14 protein-coding genes are annotated in these 16,311 nt (G+C 71.0%); 8 read left to right on the top strand and 6 right to left on the bottom strand.

The window, feature by feature from the left end; all coding sequences use genetic code 11:
• Window positions 1-106 precede the first annotated feature (106 nt).
• A complete protein-coding gene (locus tag JQN84_RS24520) occupies window positions 107-2,461 on the top strand; it encodes an AbfB domain-containing protein (RefSeq protein ID WP_204960913.1) in 2,355 nt (784 codons plus the stop codon).
• A 46-nt stretch (window positions 2,462-2,507) separates the two neighbouring features.
• Here JQN84_RS24520 and JQN84_RS24515 read toward each other — a convergent pair whose 3' ends face one another.
• The 4 genes from JQN84_RS24515 to JQN84_RS24500 form a co-directional block, all read right to left on the bottom strand.
• On the bottom strand, window positions 2,508-3,719 hold the full coding sequence (locus tag JQN84_RS24515; protein WP_204960912.1) for a chitosanase: 1,212 nt from the start codon (window positions 3,717-3,719) through the stop codon (window positions 2,508-2,510).
• Window positions 3,720-3,958: 239 nt separating this feature from the next.
• Window positions 3,959-4,780 carry an alpha/beta fold hydrolase gene (locus JQN84_RS24510; protein ID WP_204960911.1) on the bottom strand — a complete coding sequence of 274 codons (822 nt, stop codon included), beginning with the start codon at window positions 4,778-4,780 and terminating at the stop codon, window positions 3,959-3,961.
• A 19-nt stretch (window positions 4,781-4,799) separates the two neighbouring features.
• Window positions 4,800-5,369 (bottom strand): DJ-1/PfpI family protein, encoded by a 570-nt coding sequence (locus JQN84_RS24505; protein ID WP_204960910.1) that lies wholly within the window; start codon window positions 5,367-5,369, stop codon window positions 4,800-4,802.
• A gap of 93 nt (window positions 5,370-5,462) precedes the next feature.
• Window positions 5,463-6,206: a GntR family transcriptional regulator gene (locus JQN84_RS24500; RefSeq protein ID WP_239486095.1), complete on the bottom strand. Its 744-nt coding sequence runs from the start codon at window positions 6,204-6,206 to the stop codon at window positions 5,463-5,465.
• 414 nt (window positions 6,207-6,620) lie between these two features.
• On the opposite strand from JQN84_RS24500, the gene JQN84_RS24495 reads away from it, so the two are divergent.
• The 7 genes from JQN84_RS24495 (at window position 6,621) to JQN84_RS24465 (ending at window position 14,852) form a co-directional block, all read left to right on the top strand.
• Window positions 6,621-8,051, top strand: a complete 1,431-nt coding sequence (locus JQN84_RS24495; protein WP_204960908.1) for an extracellular solute-binding protein — start codon at window positions 6,621-6,623, stop codon at window positions 8,049-8,051.
• Window positions 8,048-8,992 carry a carbohydrate ABC transporter permease gene (locus JQN84_RS24490; protein ID WP_204960907.1) on the top strand — a complete coding sequence of 315 codons (945 nt, stop codon included), beginning with the start codon at window positions 8,048-8,050 and terminating at the stop codon, window positions 8,990-8,992. The genes JQN84_RS24495 and JQN84_RS24490 overlap by 4 nt, the downstream gene beginning before the upstream one ends.
• The gene (locus JQN84_RS24485; protein WP_204960906.1) at window positions 8,992-9,909 is read left to right on the top strand and encodes a carbohydrate ABC transporter permease; all 918 of its coding nucleotides are present in this window, start codon (window positions 8,992-8,994) and stop codon (window positions 9,907-9,909) included. Before JQN84_RS24490 ends, JQN84_RS24485 begins: the two co-directional genes overlap by 1 nt.
• Complete coding sequence (locus JQN84_RS24480; protein WP_204960905.1) at window positions 9,909-10,976, top strand: ABC transporter ATP-binding protein; 1,068 nt, start codon at window positions 9,909-9,911, stop codon at window positions 10,974-10,976. The genes JQN84_RS24485 and JQN84_RS24480 overlap by 1 nt, the downstream gene beginning before the upstream one ends.
• Window positions 10,976-12,052 (top strand): ABC transporter ATP-binding protein, encoded by a 1,077-nt coding sequence (locus JQN84_RS24475; protein ID WP_204960904.1) that lies wholly within the window; start codon window positions 10,976-10,978, stop codon window positions 12,050-12,052. Before JQN84_RS24480 ends, JQN84_RS24475 begins: the two co-directional genes overlap by 1 nt.
• An 88-nt stretch (window positions 12,053-12,140) precedes the next feature.
• Window positions 12,141-13,601: an NAD-dependent succinate-semialdehyde dehydrogenase gene (locus JQN84_RS24470; protein ID WP_204960903.1), complete on the top strand. Its 1,461-nt coding sequence runs from the start codon at window positions 12,141-12,143 to the stop codon at window positions 13,599-13,601.
• 42 nt (window positions 13,602-13,643) lie between these two features.
• Window positions 13,644-14,852: an iron-containing alcohol dehydrogenase gene (locus JQN84_RS24465; RefSeq protein WP_204960902.1), complete on the top strand. Its 1,209-nt coding sequence runs from the start codon at window positions 13,644-13,646 to the stop codon at window positions 14,850-14,852.
• Between the two features lie 49 nt (window positions 14,853-14,901).
• Here JQN84_RS24465 and JQN84_RS24460 read toward each other — a convergent pair whose 3' ends face one another.
• Entirely contained in the window at window positions 14,902-15,432 is a 531-nt protein-coding gene (locus JQN84_RS24460; protein ID WP_204960901.1) for a hypothetical protein, read from the bottom strand.
• A complete protein-coding gene (locus tag JQN84_RS24455; RefSeq protein WP_307821421.1) occupies window positions 15,422-16,153 on the bottom strand; it encodes an NUDIX hydrolase in 732 nt (243 codons plus the stop codon). The genes JQN84_RS24460 and JQN84_RS24455 overlap by 11 nt, the downstream gene beginning before the upstream one ends.
• Between the last annotated feature and the right edge of the window lie 158 nt (window positions 16,154-16,311).

Here is a 16,311-nt window from a genome sequence, read left to right as displayed (position 1 = left end):
CCCCACCCCATGCCTGGCATCGTACCGGCGGGAGGGCCGCCCGCCGGGCTGCGCCCGGTCCGTATGCGGTCCCTTTGTCCCTGAGGGTCCGATACCGTGAGACGGCATGACACGTCCCGATCCCGTCCGCCTCGCCGCACCCCTCCTGCTCGTCCTCACCCTGGTCGCCGGACTGCTCATCGCGCCGGCCGGCCCGGCGCACGCCGCACCGGCCAAGAACCCGCCGCTGACCACCCCCTGGACCGCGCAGGCGCTCGACGGCACACCACTGCCGGAGTACCCGCGACCCCAGATGACCCGGCCGGACTGGCTCACCCTCAACGGCGAGTGGCAGTTGCGCCAGTCCGCCACGGACGACGCCCCGGCGTTCGGCACCGACCTGCCCGAGCGGATCAACGTGCCGTTCCCGGTGGAGAGCGCCCTGTCCGGGGTGCAGCGCGCCGCCGCCGACACCCGCAACTACCTGTTCTACCGCCGCACGGTGACAGTGCCCGGGAGCTGGAACGGACGCCGGGTGCTGCTGCACTTCGGCGCCGTCGACTGGCAGAGCACCGTCTGGGTCAACGGCGTGGCCGTCGGTGGGCACACCGGCGGCTACGACGCCTTCAGTTTCGACGTCACCGCCCAGTTGCGGGGCGGCGCGAACGAGATCGTGGTGAAGGTGTGGGACCCGACGGACAGCCGGCAGAACGGCAGCCTGCCGCCGATCGGCAAGCAGACCAAGCAGCCCGGCGGGATCTTCTACACCCCCAGCTCGGGCATCTGGCAGACGGTGTGGCTGGAACCGGTGCCGGCCGCCTCGATCAGCAGGGCCGACCTCACACCGCGCCTGGCCGACAACACCCTGCGCGTGCGGGTTCTCACCCGGGGCGACGTCAGCGGGCACAGCGTCCTGGCCGAGGCGCTCGACGGCACCACCGTGGTCGGCTCCGCCATCGGCGGTTTCACCGAATTCACGGTGCCCGTGCCGAACGCCCGCCGCTGGTCGCCCGACACCCCGTTTCTCTACCAACTGCGGGTCACCCTGCGTAATGCCGCGGGCGTCCAGGTGGACCGGACCACCCACTACTTCGGCATGCGCGAGATCAGCACCGGCATGGTCGGCGGCGTCCTGCGGCCCAAGCTCAACGGCCAGTTCGTCTTCCAGATCGGCACCCTCGACCAGGGGTTCTGGCCGGACGGGCTCTACACCGCGCCCACCGACGCCGCGCTCGCGTTCGACCTGCAGAAGCAGAAGGACCTGGGCTTCACCATGGTGCGCAAGCACATCAAGGTCGAACCGCAGCGCTGGTTCTACCACGCCGACCGGCTCGGACTGCTGGTGTGGCAGGACGTCCCGTCGCTGACCGCGCAGGACATCGACGCCACCGACGCGCAGCAGGCGCAGCTCGAAGCCGAGGCCCGCGAGATCGTCGACGAGCACCGCAGCTCGCCGGCCCTCGTCACCTGGACCGTCTACAACGAGGGGTGGGGGGAACGGGCGCTGGCCGACACCCGCCGGGTCGCCCAGGCCGTCAAGACCCAGGACCCGACCCGGCTGGTCAACGCGCACAGCGGCCACAACTGCTGCCAGTCGTTGGGCGACCCGGGCACCGGGGACATCGACGACTGGCACGTCTACCTGGGGCCGGACTCGCCGGTGCCGTCGGGCAGCCGGATCGCCGTGCTCGGCGAGTTCGGCGGCCTCGGCCTGCGCGTACCCGGGCACGAGTGGAGCCCGAACGGCAGTTTCTTCGCCTACGAGTGGCAACCGAACTCCACCGCGCTGACCGACCGCTACGTCGGCCTCGTGCAGGGCACCCAGAACCTCATGCTCGGCAAGGGGTTGAGCGCGTCCGTCTACACCGAGATCACCGACCAGGAGGGTGAGCTGAACGGGTTCCTCACCTACGACCGGCAGGTGGTCAAGCTGGACCAGGCCCGGGTCCGGGCCGCCAACCTGGCCCTGATCGCCGCGTCACGGTCCGTCGGCAGCTCGACGCCGGTGGCGTTGCCGCTGAACAGCCGCCGGTCGTTGCAGGTGACGACCCCCGGGTACACCGACCGGTTCCTGCGGCACCGGGACAGCCTCGCCTACACCGAGGTCGTGAACGCGGACAGCTCGGCGCTGCTCAGGAACGACGCGACGTACACGGTCCGGGCCGGGCTGGCCGACCCCGCGTGCTACTCGTTCGAGTCGGTCAACTTCCCCGGGCAGTTCCTCCGCCACCAGGAGTCGCGGGTACGCAACTCCCCGAACGACGGTTCGGCGCTGCTGCGCGCGGACGCCACCTGGTGTGCCCGGGTCGGGGTGAGCGGGAGCGGGGTCTCGTTGGAGTCGTACAACTTCCGCGGCAGGTACCTGCGGCACTACGCCTCCCAGGTGTGGCTGAGCAACGGCACGGGCGGCGAGGCGTGGAACTCACCCACCCTGTGGGCCGCGGACAGCACCTGGAACGTCACGACCCCCTGGGCACCCTGAGCGGGGCGGTCCCGCCGGGGCAGCCACGCTGCCCCGGCGGTGGGGGTCAGCCGATGCGGAACTGGTCGCCGTAGACGGCGAACACCAGTGGCGTGTTCAGGTCGAAGTTGCCGTTGTCGAGGAACACCCGCTGGGCGGTGTCGACGCGGGAGGTGTCGGAGTGGGCCTCCTCCTTCTTCATCTCGACGACCCGCTCGTCGAGGAACGCGTTGAGCCAGGTCCGCTCGTTGCCGCCCTGCGCCGGGGGCTTCGCCCGGAGCAGGGCCCGGCTGCGGATCTGGCGCATGCCCTCGTACCCGTGCATGACCGCCGCGTCGTAGTAGGCGAACTGGCCGAGCGCCCGGACCCCGTCGTTCTTCCCGTCCCGCACCGAGGGGGTGAAGTAGACCCGGTCCCGTTCGGACTCCTGTGCGGCCCGGAACACGGAGTCGTTGGCGGCGGTGCGCCAGTCGCGAGGGTAGTTGGGGTCGAGGCCGGCGTGCGAGGCGGTGCCGTTGACGGCGCGCAGCGCCGGCAGGTAGCCGGCCAGCACGTTGCCGGGCTTGGTGTTCGTGTACGCCTGGACCAGTTCGAGCATGTCGCCGGTGCCGGAGCAGAAACCGATGATGCCGGCGGTGTAGCCCCGGCCGTCGCCGATGTCCTCGATGTAGGAGAACTGGGCGCGCCAGTCGAGCGAGGAGTTCTCGGCCGCCGAGACGAGCTGCATGGCGACGTCCTTCTTCGCCGGGTCGTCGAGGTTGACGCCGGCCGGGGTGGTGGCGGTCGGGGTGGGGGTGCCGCCGCCGGGCAGGGTCCACTGCTGGTGGGTGGTGCCGCCGCAGGTCCAGATCTGGAGTCGGGCGCCGTTGGCGGTGCTCCGGTCGGTCACGTCGAGGCACTTGCCCGAGGTGGGGTTGACCAGGGCGCCGCCGCTTGCGGTGGTCCACTTCTGGGCGCCGGTGCCGTTGCAGTCGTACAGCTGGATCTTGGCGCCGTTGGTGGTCGACGCGGCGGTGACGTCGAGGCACTTGCCGAGCGCACGGATCGAGTTGTCGCTGTTGCCCACCGTCCAGGTCTGGGCGGTGGTGCCGTTGCAGTCGTAGAGCTGCACGGCGGTGCCGTTGGCCGGGTTGGCGCCGGCCACGTCGACGCACTTGCCGGCCAGGCCGGTGATCGGGCCGGCGGTCGCGGCGCTGGCCGACGGCAGGCCGTAGCCGACCGCCGCGATGCCGGTCAGCAGGGCGCCCACGGCGTAGGCGACTGTTCTTGTGCGCACCATGGCGATCCTCGGGGAAGGGGCGGCGGGCCGCCGGCCGGTCGGTGCCCGGGCACCACATACGCCCGGGTGGGCACCGCAAGAAATAGGAAGCTCTGTTTACTGATAGCAGTACGTCGATCAACTGTCAATCACGGCACTGAGCGATCGTGCCAGGTCAGGACAGCGCGCGGCGCACCGGCCGACCCCACCGGGCGATCCGGGCGCGGAATCGGTGCCGACCCGACCGCGGCACCTGACGGTCAGCGACGGTGCCCGGTGCGGAGGAAATCCGCCAGCAGGTGCCGGAACTCGCGCGGGTGCTCGACCGCCGGCACGTGCCCGCACCTGCCGAACACGTGCAGCCGGACGTCGGCCAGGTGGTCGAGCAGGGGCCGGGTGGCCGGGCCGAGCGGGGTGACCCGGTCGTCGGCACCGTGCACGAGCAGCACGGGCGCGCGGATCGCGGCCAGTGTCCGCGCCGGGAGGGTGAGGTCGTCGACCCACCGCTGCCGGGGTGGCGGGAACAACCCCGCGTACGCGGCGACCCCGGCCAGCATCGCGTCCGCGCGGGCGGCGACCGCCGCGTCGGTCACCAGCGCCTGGTCGAGAAAGAGCCGGCTCAACATGTCCCGCGCCCCGGTCGGGCCGGCCGGGGCGGCCCAGAGCGCGTCGAGGTCGGCCGACAGCGACGCCCCGGGGGCACCCATCGTCGAGACCGCCACGACCCGGGTGACCCGCCCGGGGTGCTCGGCCGCCAGGGCCAGCGCCACGGCCCCGCCCATGGAGTGGCCCACCACGGCGTAGTCCCCGACGCCGAGCGCGTCCATCAGGCCCGCCGCCTGCCGGGTCCACAGGCGCAGACCACCCCGGGAGCCCACCGGGACGGGGGTACGGCCGAACCCCGCGTGGTCGGGGGCCAGCACCCGCCACGACGGGCCCAGCGCCTGCGCCGTCGCCGCCCAGGCTCCGGACCCGGTGGTGCCGGGTCCGGAGCCGTGCAGCATCAGCACCGCCGGCCCGGTGCCGCTGTCGAGGACGTGGACGGGCGAGCCGTCGACGGTGACCGTCCGCGTGGTCGTCATCGGCACCGGCCGGGTGCGCTCAGGCCGAGGGAGCGTCGACGGACTTCGCGAAGAGTTCCATCATGGCCCGGCCGAACTGCGGCATGTCGGGCCAGCCCCGGCAGGAGACGAGGTTGCCGTCGACCACGTCGGGCGCGTCGATGACCGTCGCGCCGGCGTTCTCCATGTCGCCGGTGATGGGCGGGAAACACGCCGTCTTGCGGCCCTTGAGCAGGCCGTACACCGCCGGGACCTGCGCGCCGTGGCAGACCAGGGCGACGGGGAGGTTGCGCGCGAAGAAGTGTTCGGTGATCCGCCTGACGTCGGCGTCGACCCGGATCCACTCGGGGGCCCGCCCGCCGGGGATGATCAGGGCGTCGTAGCGTTCGACGTCGACCTCGGCCCAGGGCACGTCGACAGGCAGTTTGCGGCCGTTCTTCTCCACGTACGCGTCGGAGTTCGGGTCGAACTCGTGGATGACCAGTTGCACGTCACGCAACGTGCGTGACGCGACGTCGATCTCCCAGCCGCCCTCCTGGACGCGGTAGTAGGGGTACATCGTGTCGAGTTCCTCGGCGGCGTCGCCGGTCAGGAGCAGCGCTCGGGGCATCTGCTTCTCCTCGCAATGTGGTGGCGGTGAGGTGGACGCGATCCAATCCGATCTGATCCGATTGAGCTAGCATTCCTCCGCCCCGCCCGCCCGTCAAGACCGCACGGTCATCGCGTCCGCGTCCCTGATCTCGTCGAACAGCCGGCGGAAGCGCTCGCCGGAGCGCAGGATGTGCCGGCGCATCGCGTAGGCGGCGGCGTCGGGGTCCCGCGCGGCGATGGCGGCCACCACCGCCTCGTGCTCGGCCATCGCCAGGTGCGTGACCTGGGTGTCGTGGTGCAGCCGGAACAGGTGCACGTGACTGTGTAGGCGGGCGAGCGTCTCCCGGATGACCTGGTTCTCCGCGCTGTGGGCGACCAGGTCGTGGAAGGCGGCGTCACGCAGCCCGAAGGCGCCGTAGGCGGTCGGCCCGACGCCCCCCTCCAGCTCCGCCATCTCCGCCAGCATCCGGCGCAGCCCGGCCACCTGCGAAAGCGACGCCCGCTCGGCCGACCTGCGCGCCGCCGCCGGTTCCAGCAGCAGGCGGACCTCCAGCATGTCCTCGAACCGCTGGCGGGTGATCTGGGGTGGGATGCGGTAACCGGCGTGCGGCACCCGGACGACCAGCCCCTCGGCCTCCATCCGGTTGAGCGCGTCCCGGATCGGCGTCTGCGAGACCCCCAGCTCGCGTGCCAGGACGTCGATCGTGACGCGGGAGCCGGGCTCGATCCGCAGCGACATCAGCTGTCCGAGCAGCGTGTCGTACACCTCGTCGGCGAGCCGGCCGCGCGATCGCGCGGGTGACGTCGTGCCCGGCGCGGCCGTGCGGCCCCGCGCGCCCATCGCTTCGTCGTCCATCGTGACGTGAGGTCCTTTCTTGCACCTTCGGGAACCTGTTGACATCAGTTACGACGCTGCGACATGCTGACGCCCCCCACCCGATCGTATAGGAAACGTGACGGGCGACCGTCATTGCGCACCGTCGCCGTAACGCCTGCCATCGCTCCACTCGATCAACTGGAGCCCCCATGAGCATGCTCGACGTCCCGCCCGGCCCGGCACCGGGTCCCGACGGGTCGTCCTGCCTGCCCACGGCACGACGACGAACCGGAACGACGACGAACCGGCAGGTCATGGCGCGTCCGTGACACCGGTCCACGGGGCGGCCCCCGCGCCGGCCCGGCACCACGCCGGAAACAACCAAGCACCTGCTCGGCGAGGCACATAGCGAGGCTCTCGACGTCCCCACCACCCCAGAAAGCAGGTACCACGATGCGGCACCCGAAGCGAATCGCCCGAACATCGGTCTCCCGGCGGAAGATACGGCTGGCGACGGCCGCCATGCTGCTGCTCGCCACGACCCTGGCGGCGTGCGGCGACGGGGACGACGGCACGAAGGCCGGCGCCCCGAAGGCGCCGGCGACGGTCCCCGAGCTCACCAAGGACCCGCTGACCCTCAGCTTCATCTGGTTCGAATGGCCCCCGGCCAAGGCGCTGGAGGACTTCGCGAATGCGGAGTACAAGAAGGAACGGCCGAACGTGACCATCAAGGTCAACACCGTGCCGAACGCGAACTGGCACGACGCGATGTTCACCCAGTTCGCCGCGCGCAAGACCGACTTCGACATCGCGATCCTGGATTCGCAGCACATCGGTGAGGCCGTGACGAACGGCAACATCCTCGACCTGACCGACTTCGTCAAGAAGAACATCGAGGTCGACGCCTACAACCCGTACCTGCTGGCGGCGTACGGCCAGTTCCCGCAGGCCGAGACCGGCAAGCGCGACGAGAACGCCAGCCTGTACGGGCTGCCGCTGCTCGGCGACACCTGGACGATGATCTACCGCAAGGACCTGATCGGCGACAAGCCCCCGCAGACCTGGGACGAGATGATCTCCGTCGCCGCGAAGTGCCAGGCGGACAACCCGGGCGTCAGCGGTCTCGCCTTCCACCAGGCCAACGGCTCCGACGCCGCGGCCGTCACCTACAACACGGTCAACGGCGTCTACGGCGGCAACCTCTGGGACGCCAAGAGCCGCAAGATCGACGGCGTCCTCAACGACACCGCCGGTCACGAGGCGATGGACGTCCTGGTCAACAAGATGAAGCCGCTGACCGCCAAGGGCTCCGGCAACTGGTTCATCGACGAGGTGAACGCGGCGGTCGCCCAGGGCAAGGCGTGCATCGCATTCAACTGGATCGCCGCCAGCGGCGGCCTGCTCGACCCGAAGCAGTCGACGCTCGGCACCAGCCGGGAGCAGATCCTCGGCAAGCTGGGGTTCGCCACCCTGCCGACCCAGAAGACGAACCTGGTCCCGCTCGGCGGGATGGGGATGCACGTGTCGGCCTACTCCCCCTCGGCGCAGCAGGCCGAGGCGCTGAACTTCATGCGGTGGTTCGAGCAGGCCGACGTGCAGAAGAAGTGGGCCGCGGCCGGTGGTGTGCCGTCGCGTACCGACGCCCTGCAGTCGCCCGAGTTCCTCAACGCCGGGCCGTTCAACCAGGTGTACGCCGACTCGGTGCCACGGATGCGGGACATGTGGAACGTGCCGGAGTACGCGCGTCTGGTCGACATCGAGAACACGAACGTCAACGCGGCGCTCAACGGCGCCAAGAGCCCGAAGGCCGCGCTCGACGACATCGCCCGGGAGCAGCAGGGCGTGCTCGACTCCAGCAACCGCAAGGGCGGCGGCGGGCTGTGAGTGAGCTGACGACCGACCGTCCCGGGCAGGTGGCGTCCGCGACGCCACCTGCACCGGGCCGGTCCCGCCGCCGGCTCAGCGACCGTGGCCTCGCCGTGGCCTTCATCTCCCCCGCGCTGCTGCTGTTGCTCGGCATGTCGGTGTTCCCGCTGCTGTGGGCGTTGTACCTGTCGTTCACCGACTACTCGGCCACCCGAGGGGGGCCCGCCCGGTTCGTCGGCTTCGGCAACTACACCGCCATCCTGACGTCGGCGCAGGTCCACCAACGGGCCCTGACCACGCTGATCTACGTGGTCGGCGCGGTCACCCTGCAGACCGTGCTCGGCTTCTCCATCGCCTACCTGATCTCGCGGCGCACCCACGGGCGGGGCGTGCTGACCACCCTGTTCCTGGTGCCGATGATGCTGTCGCCGGTCGTGGTGGGGCTGTTCTGGCGGTTCATGCTCGACGCGCAGTTCGGCGTGGTCAACAGCATGCTCGGCTCACTCGGCCTGGGGCAGGTGGAGTGGCTCACCCGGCAGCGGACCGCGCTGGTGTCCCTGATCGTGGTCGACACCTGGCAGTGGACACCGTTCATCATGCTCATCGCCCTCGCCGGCCTCACCGCCGTCCCGAAGTACCTGTACGAGGCCGCCTCGATCGACCGGGCGTCCGAGTGGTTCCGGTTCCGCACCATCACCCTTCCGCTGGTGTGGCCGCTGCTGCTCATCGCCGTGCTGTTCCGGGCCATCGAGGCGTTCCGGCTGTTCGACCTCGTCTACATCCTCACCAACGGAGGTCCCGGGGTCTCCACCGAGACGTTGTCGTTCCACGTCTACAAGGTGGCGTTCCTGGGCTTCAACACCGGCACCGCCTCGGCGTACGGGATCCTCATGGTCCTCGTCGTCATCGTCCTCACGCAGCTCTACCTGCGCTACCTGAACAAGCTCAAGGAGGGCTGATGGCCGTCTCCGTCGACGAGGCCGTGTCCGCAGGCCCGACCCCGGACCGCCCGTCCCCCGCACGCCGCGTGCGCCGCCGGGGCCGCGGCCGGTCGGTGCTGGAGGTCGTGCTGCTGACCGCACTGGCCGTCGTGATGCTCTTCCCGGTGCTGTGGATGATCGAGACGTCTATCAAGGAGAACCGGGACGTCTATGCCGTGCCGGCCGAGTTCTTCGGCTTCACGGTCACCCTCGACCACTTCAGGGACGTCTTCGTCGGCGCGGACGGCGGCCGCTCGGCACTGTCCGTGGCGTTCCTCAACTCCGTGGTCGTCGCCGGGGTGTCCACGGTGCTGGCCACCGTGCTGGGGGTGCCGGCGGCGTGGGCGTACTCCCGCTTCACCCTGAAGGCCAAGAAGGACCAGCTGTTCTTCATCCTGTCCACCCGCTTCATGCCGCCCGTGGTGGTCGTGGTGCCGATCTTCCTCATGTACCGCCAGGCCGGACTCATCGACACCAAGCTCGGCCTGATCCTCATCTACACCGCGTTCAACGTCCCGTTCACGATCTGGATGATGAAGGGGTTCGTCGACGAGGTGCCCGCCGAGTACGAGGATGCCGCCATGCTCGACGGCTACAGCCGCCTGCAGGCGTTCTGGAAGTTCACCCTCCCCCTGCTGGTGCCCGGCATCGCCGCGACGGCGGTGTTCGCGCTCATCTTCTCGTGGAACGAGTTCGTGTTCGCCATCTTCCTCACCTCCAGCGACGAGGTGCGTACGGCCCCACCGGCCATCGCCGGCCTGATCGGTGGCACCACCGTGGACTGGGGTCTGGTGGCCGCCGCCTCGGTGGTGTTCGCGCTGCCGGTGCTCGTCTTCGCCTACCTGGTACGCCGGCACCTCGTCGCCGGTGTGACCCTCGGGGCGGTGCGACGCTGATGGCGGGCATCGAGGTGAGCGCCCTGCACAAGCGCTACCCGGACGGCACGGTCGCCGTCGAGCACGTCGACCTGTCCATCGGCGACGGCGAGCTGTTCGTGATGCTCGGCCCGTCGGGCTGCGGCAAGACGACCACACTACGGGCGATCGCCGGCCTGGAACGGCAGACCAGCGGCGACATCCACATCGGCGACACGCTGGTCAACGACCTGCCGCCGGCCGAACGTGACATCGCCATGGTGTTCCAGTTCTATGCGCTCTACCCACACCTACGCACCCGCGACAACCTGGCGTTCCCGCTGCGGGCCGAGGGCCTGCCCAAGCACGAGGTGCGCGAGCGGGTCGAGGAGGCGGCCCGGCTGATGCGGCTCGGTCCGCTGCTGGACCGGCGGCCACGTCAGCTCTCCGGCGGGGAGCAGCAGCGGGTCGCGCTCGCCCGCGCCCTGGTGCGCCGGCCGCGTGCCTTCCTGATGGACGAACCGCTCACCAACCTGGACGCGGAGTTGCGGGCGGACATGCGCACCGAGATCAAGCACCTGCAGGGCGAGCTGGGGGCGACCATGGTCTACGTCACCCACGACCAGGTCGAGGCGATGTCGCTCGGTCACCGCATCGCCATCCTCAACAAGGGCCGCGTCGAGCAGATCGGCACCCCGCTCGAGGTGTACGAGCGTCCGGCAAGCCTGTTCTGCGCCGCGTTCATCGGCTCCCCGCCGATGAACCTCATCGACGTGGAGGTGGCCGACGGGGAACTGCGCGGTCCGGGCGGGTTGGTCCTCACCCCACCGCCCGGCCTGCCCCGCGACCGTCCCCTGGTGGCCGGCGTACGGCCGGAGGCGCTGGAGGTCACCGCGCCGGGGACGGACGGGTCGGTGCCGGCCCGCGTCGTCTCGGCCGAGTGGCTGGGCGACGAGATCATCTACGTGGTCGACCACAGCGGCGGACGCGACGTGCGGGTCCGGATGCCACCGACCGTACGGTTCGCCGCCGACGCGAAGGTCGGGCTGCGGCACACCGGCGGCACCCCGGCGGTCTACGACGTACGCACGGAAGAGCTGGTGGCCTGATGGGAACCGTTGCGGTACAGGGACTGCGCAAGTCCTTCGGCAGGGTCCGGGCGTTGGACGGGGTGACGCTGGACGTGCCGGACGGGGCGTTCTTCGTCGTCCTCGGGCCGTCCGGGGCGGGCAAGACGACGACCCTGCGGGCGATCGCCGGCCTGGACAAGCTCGACGCCGGGTCGGTGCACCTGGACGGCCGGGACGCGACCGCCGACGCCCCGGCCGTCCGTGACCTGGCCATGGTGTTCCAGAACTACGCCCTCTATCCCCGGCACACGGCGTACGAGAACATCGCCTCGCCGCTGCGGGCACGTCGCCGCCCGGCGGGCGAGATCGCCGCCGCCGTCGAGCGGATGTCGGGCCTGCTGCACATCGAACGGCTGCTGCACCGGCGTCCCGCGCAGTTGTCGGGCGGTGAGATGCAGCGGGTCGCCCTGGCCCGGGCGCTGGTCCGCAGCCCGCGCGCGTTCCTGATGGACGAGCCGTTGACGAACCTCGATCTCAAGCTCCGCGTCGAGATGCGCACCGAGCTCACCCGCATCCACCGCAGCCTCGGCGCGACCTTCGTCTACGTGACCAACGACCAGGTCGAGGCGCTGTCCATGGCCGATCAGGTGGCGGTGCTCAGAGAGGGGACGGTGCAACAGGTCGGCACCCCGACCGAGGTGTACGAGCGGCCGGCCAACACGTGGGTCGCCGGCTTCGTCGGCAGCCCGCCGATCAGCCTGCTCGCCTGCCACGCCGAGGGGGACCACCTGGTCGGCGCAGCCGGCTGGACGCTGCCCCGGCCCCGCTGGGCCACGGCGAAGGACGGCCAGGCGCTGCTGTTGGGCCTACGCGCGGAGGACCTGTCGGTGGAGCGGCGCGGCGACGCGTCGTTGCCCGGTGAGCTCTACGGGCTCGAACCGCTCGGTGACCGGACGGTGGTCGACGTGCGGGTGGGCGCGGAGATCCTCAAGGTCAAGGCGCGGCCCACCGTCACCGGCACGCCTGGCGAGCAGGTGCGGGTGACGGTCGACCTGGGCCGGGCGCACCTGTTCGACGCGGGCACCGGGCTGTCGCTCTCGGCGGCCGGACGGTAGCCGGGGCGGCGCCGGCCCGCACCGCTACCCGCAGGTGACCCGTCGCGGCACACCGGACATCACCACGAAGATCACAGGAGGCGACCCAATGAGTGACCCGATGGACGTCCTGGCCCCCGAGCACCGACGGCTGCGGATCGGCGACGCCTGGCGGGACGCCGCGAGCGGCGTCACCTTCGTCGTCGAGGACCCCGCCACCGGTACGACCGTCGCCGAGGTGGCCGACGCGGGCGTCGTCGACGGGCTGGCCGCGCTGGACGCGGCGAGCCGGGCTGCGGCGCAGTGGGCGACCACCCCGCCCCGGAGACGGTCGGAGCTGTTGACCGCGACCTACCGGGCGCTGACCGACCGGGCCGAGGAGGTCGCCCGGCTGATCACCCTCGAAATGGGCAAGCCGCTCGCCGAGGCCCGGGCGGAGGTGGCCTACGGCGCCGAGTTCTTCAGATGGTTCGCCGAGGAGGCGGTACGCGTCGAGGGACGCTACAGCACCGCTCCCGCAGGCGGGTACCGCATCCTCACCGTGCCGAAGCCGGTCGGACCGTGCGTGTTCGTGACGCCGTGGAACTTCCCGTTGGCGATGGGCGCCCGCAAGATCGCCCCCGCGTTGGCGGCGGGCTGCACGACGGTCACCAAACCGGCCGCCCAGACGCCGCTGACCATGCTGCTGCTGGCCCGCATCATGGAGGAGGTCGGCGTCCCCGCCGGTGTGGTCAACGTGGTGACCACCAAGCGTGCCGGTGAGGTGGTCTCGGCGCTGCTGGCCGACACCCGGACCCGCAAGGTGTCGTTCACCGGGTCGACCGAGGTGGGGCGGGTGCTGCTGCGCCAGGCGGCGGACAACGTGCTACGTACCTCGATGGAACTGGGCGGCAACGCGGCCCTGATCGTGTGCGCCGACGCCGACCTGGACGTCGCGCTGCACGGCGCGATGGTGGCCAAGATGCGCAACATCGGGGAGTCCTGCATCGCGGCCAACCGGATCTACGTCGAGGAGCCGGTGCGGGAGGAGTTCACGAAGCGGTTCACCGAGCGGATGGGCGCGCTGGTGGTGGGCAACGGCCTCGACGACGGCGTGGACGTCGGCGCGTTGATCGACGAACCCTCGGTGGCCAAGCTCGACGACCTCGTCGCCGACGCGGTCGGTCGGGGGGCCCGGATCCTGGTGGGCGGCGTGCGCCCGGACGGGCCGGGGCACTTCTACCCGCCGACGGTCCTGGTCGACGTGCCCGACGACGCGCGGATGCTGCGGGAGGAGATCTTCGGCCCGGTGGCGCCGATCATCTCGTTCACCTCCGACGACGAGGTGATCGCGAAGGCCAACGACACCGAGCACGGCCTGGTCGGCTACGTCTTCACCCGTGACCTGCAGCGGGCGTTGCGGTTCACCGAGGGGCTCGAAACCGGGATGATCGGCGTCAACCGTGGCCTGATCTCGGACCCGTCGGCCCCGTTCGGGGGCGTGAAACAGTCAGGCATCGGCAAGGAGGGGTCGCACGAGGGCATCGGCGAGTACCTCGACCTCACCTACGCGGCGATCGACCTGCCGTGACCGTCCCGCTCACCGTCGCCGCCGTTCCGGAGAGGCACCGCCATGCTTGAGACCGTCCGTGGACCACGCCAGCTGATCGTCGGCGAAGGGGTCGCGCAGAACATCCCCCGGGTGGTGGCCGAGAACGGCTCACGGGTCCTCGTGGTGACCGACCGGATCCTGCTGGGGCAGCCGGGCGTGGCCGGGATCGTGGCCGCCGTACGGGAGAGGGTCGAGGCCGTCGAGGTGTTCCCCGACGCGACGCCCGACGTGCCGCTCACCGACGTCGACCTGGCCGTCTCGGCCGCCGCCGCGGTGGACGCCGACGTGATCCTCGCCGTCGGCGGCGGCACGGTGATCGACCTCGCCAAGATCGTCGGCGTCATCCGGTGCCACGGCGGGACACCGCGCGACTTCTACGGGGAGTCGCGGGTGCCGGGGCCGACGATTCCGCTCGTCGCGGTCCCGACGACGTCGGGCACCGGCTCCGAACTGACCCCCGTCTCGGTGCTGACCGACCCGGACCGTGCGCTGAAGGTGGGGGTGTCCAGCGTCCACATCGTGCCGGACTTCGCGATCGTCGACCCCGAGCTGACCTACACCTGCCCGGCGAGCGTCACCGCCCACTCCGGCATCGACGCGTTCTGTCACGCGGTGGAGAGCTACACCGCGCGGGCCCGGCCCCACGGGCCGCGCGACCCGGTGGAGCAGGTGTTCCTCGGCCGTAACCAGGTCACCGACCACTACGCGCTCCTGGCTGCGGAGCGGATCGCCCGCAGCCTGCGCCGGGCCGTCGCAGACGGCGGCGACACCGACGCGCGCGCCGACATGTCCTACGGGTCGGTGCTCGCCGGGCTCGCCTTCTCCCACGCGGGCAACGCGGCCCCGCACGCGCTGCAGTACCCCATCGGCGCGGCCACGCACACGCCGCACGGCCTGGGCGTCGGACTGCTGCTGCCGTACGCGCTGCACGCGGCCCGGGACACCGTCGGTGACCGGCTGGCGACCCTCGCCGGGGTGTGCGGGCTCGACGTCGCCGACGCCTCGCCGGCCGAGGCCACCGACACGTTCCTCACCTGGCTCGACCGGCTCCTCGCCGACATCGGCATCCCGCGCACCCTGGCGGACATCGGGGTGGCCCGCGCCGACCTTCCCCGGTTCGCGGAGCTGGCCTCCGGCGTCACCCGCCTGATCCAGAACCATCCGGGGCCGACCGACACCGCCAGCCTGACCGCGATCCTCGAAGCGGCCTGGACCGGGGACCGGACCTGACCGGACCCGGTCGACGACCGGCCTCGCCCGCCGGCCGGTCCGGTGTGGTTCAGGCCAGGTCGACGTGCAGGAGGCGCTGCCAGCCCAGCACGAAGCTCGCGACGAGCAGCAGCAGGGACCCGGTGATCAGTGACCAGTGCCAGGGCCCGTTGACCCAGTAGTAGACGAGCCCGCCGAGCGCCGGGACGTTGAAGGTCAGCAGGTCGGTCGAGGCCTGGAGGATCTTGCGTAGTCGGCGGCGGTGGTCGCGGCGGTGCGTCTCCTCCCAGCCGAACACGGGCGCGGCCCGGGGGTGCAGGTCTTCCACGCGTGGGGCGAGCGCCGTGCGGACGTAGCGACCGATCGCCGAGATCTTCTCGTCGTTGGCGAGGTGCGTCCAGCCCAGGACCGTCGCCGCTCCCGACAGGATGAGCAGCAGCGCCCCCTGACTGCCCAGCGTGGTCACCCCCACCACGATGGCGGCGTACGCGGCCAGGGTGACGTAGATGAGGTTGTCCCGCAGGCCGATGCGGGCCCGCTGTTCCTCCTTGAGCTGCCCGTACTCGGCCAGGAGCAGCTCGCGCAACGGGTCAGTGGACATCACGGGCCCCCTCGTGACGGGCGCGCAGGATGGGGATCTGCACCAGCCAGGCCTCGCCGGGGCGGTAGAGCGCGGCGGGCCGTCCACCGTTGCGGGTGGTCTGTGCTCCGGTCGGCCGGACGAAGTCCGGCACGGCGAGGACCTTGCGGTGGAAGTTGCGGGCGTCCAGGGAGCGCCCCCAGACGATCTCGTAGACCCGGCGGAGTTCGGACATGGTGAACTCCGCCCCGCAGAAGGACGTGGCGACGGTGGTGTATTCGAGCTTGCTGCGGGCGCGTTCCACGGCGTCGGTGAGGATCTGGGCGTGGTCGAACGCGAGCTGGCCCGGCTCCGCGAGGATCTCCTCCACCGGGTACCAGTCGGCGTGGCGCGCGTCGCCGCCCGCAGCGGGCGTGCCGGGCGTCGGCGTCAATGCCAGATAGCAGACAGTGACGACCCGCTGTCGGGGGTCCCGGTCCGGCGTGCCGTACGTGGCGAGCTGTTCGAGATGGACCTGACCAGGGTCGAGACCGGTCTCCTCCGTCAACTCCCGCATCGCGGCGCGGGTCAGGTCTTCGTCCACTGTCGACAGAAAACCGCCTGGAAGGGCGAGGGAGCCGAGGTCCGGCTCGATACCGCGCTCGACCAACAGGACAACGAACCGGCCCGCCAGGACGGTGAAGACCGCCAGGTCGACGGCGATCGCGATCAACGGGGCGGTCCACTGCTTGTCGTTCGGCACGACGCTCCCCCTCTTTTGGTCAGCTTGACTATAGCATCGGAGCACACTTACGCTCAGCAGGGGAATCGTCACTGCCACGGCAGTTCGATCGAGCATTCCCGTGGCCGCCCCCCTCGGCCCGCACCTCGCGAACCCTCCGCAACCGCAGCGCCCGTAAC

It is taken from the genome of Micromonospora humidisoli, from assembly GCF_016900955.1.
GTDB classification, from domain to species: Bacteria; Actinomycetota; Actinomycetes; order Mycobacteriales; family Micromonosporaceae; genus Micromonospora; species Micromonospora wenchangensis.
The sequence above is the reverse complement of the archived record's forward strand: the minus strand, read 5'-3'. Positions and strand labels throughout refer to the sequence as shown.

Excerpts from the sequence above, each read along its gene's own strand:
- JQN84_RS24520 (WP_204960913.1), top strand. The coding sequence starts at position 107 with ATGACACGTCCCGATCCCGTCCGCCTCGCCGCACCCCTCCTGCTCGTC.
- JQN84_RS24515 (WP_204960912.1), bottom strand. The coding sequence starts at position 3,719 with ATGGTGCGCACAAGAACAGTCGCCTACGCCGTGGGCGCCCTGCTGACC.
- JQN84_RS24510 (WP_204960911.1), bottom strand. The coding sequence starts at position 4,780 with ATGACGACCACGCGGACGGTCACCGTCGACGGCTCGCCCGTCCACGTC.
- JQN84_RS24505 (WP_204960910.1), bottom strand. The coding sequence starts at position 5,369 with ATGCCCCGAGCGCTGCTCCTGACCGGCGACGCCGCCGAGGAACTCGAC.
- JQN84_RS24500 (WP_239486095.1), bottom strand. The coding sequence starts at position 6,206 with ATGGACGACGAAGCGATGGGCGCGCGGGGCCGCACGGCCGCGCCGGGC.
- JQN84_RS24495 (WP_204960908.1), top strand. The coding sequence starts at position 6,621 with ATGCGGCACCCGAAGCGAATCGCCCGAACATCGGTCTCCCGGCGGAAG.
- JQN84_RS24485 (WP_204960906.1), top strand. The coding sequence starts at position 8,992 with ATGGCCGTCTCCGTCGACGAGGCCGTGTCCGCAGGCCCGACCCCGGAC.
- JQN84_RS24480 (WP_204960905.1), top strand. The coding sequence starts at position 9,909 with ATGGCGGGCATCGAGGTGAGCGCCCTGCACAAGCGCTACCCGGACGGC.
- JQN84_RS24475 (WP_204960904.1), top strand. The coding sequence starts at position 10,976 with ATGGGAACCGTTGCGGTACAGGGACTGCGCAAGTCCTTCGGCAGGGTC.
- JQN84_RS24470 (WP_204960903.1), top strand. The coding sequence starts at position 12,141 with ATGAGTGACCCGATGGACGTCCTGGCCCCCGAGCACCGACGGCTGCGG.
- JQN84_RS24465 (WP_204960902.1), top strand. The coding sequence starts at position 13,644 with ATGCTTGAGACCGTCCGTGGACCACGCCAGCTGATCGTCGGCGAAGGG.
- JQN84_RS24460 (WP_204960901.1), bottom strand. The coding sequence starts at position 15,432 with ATGTCCACTGACCCGTTGCGCGAGCTGCTCCTGGCCGAGTACGGGCAG.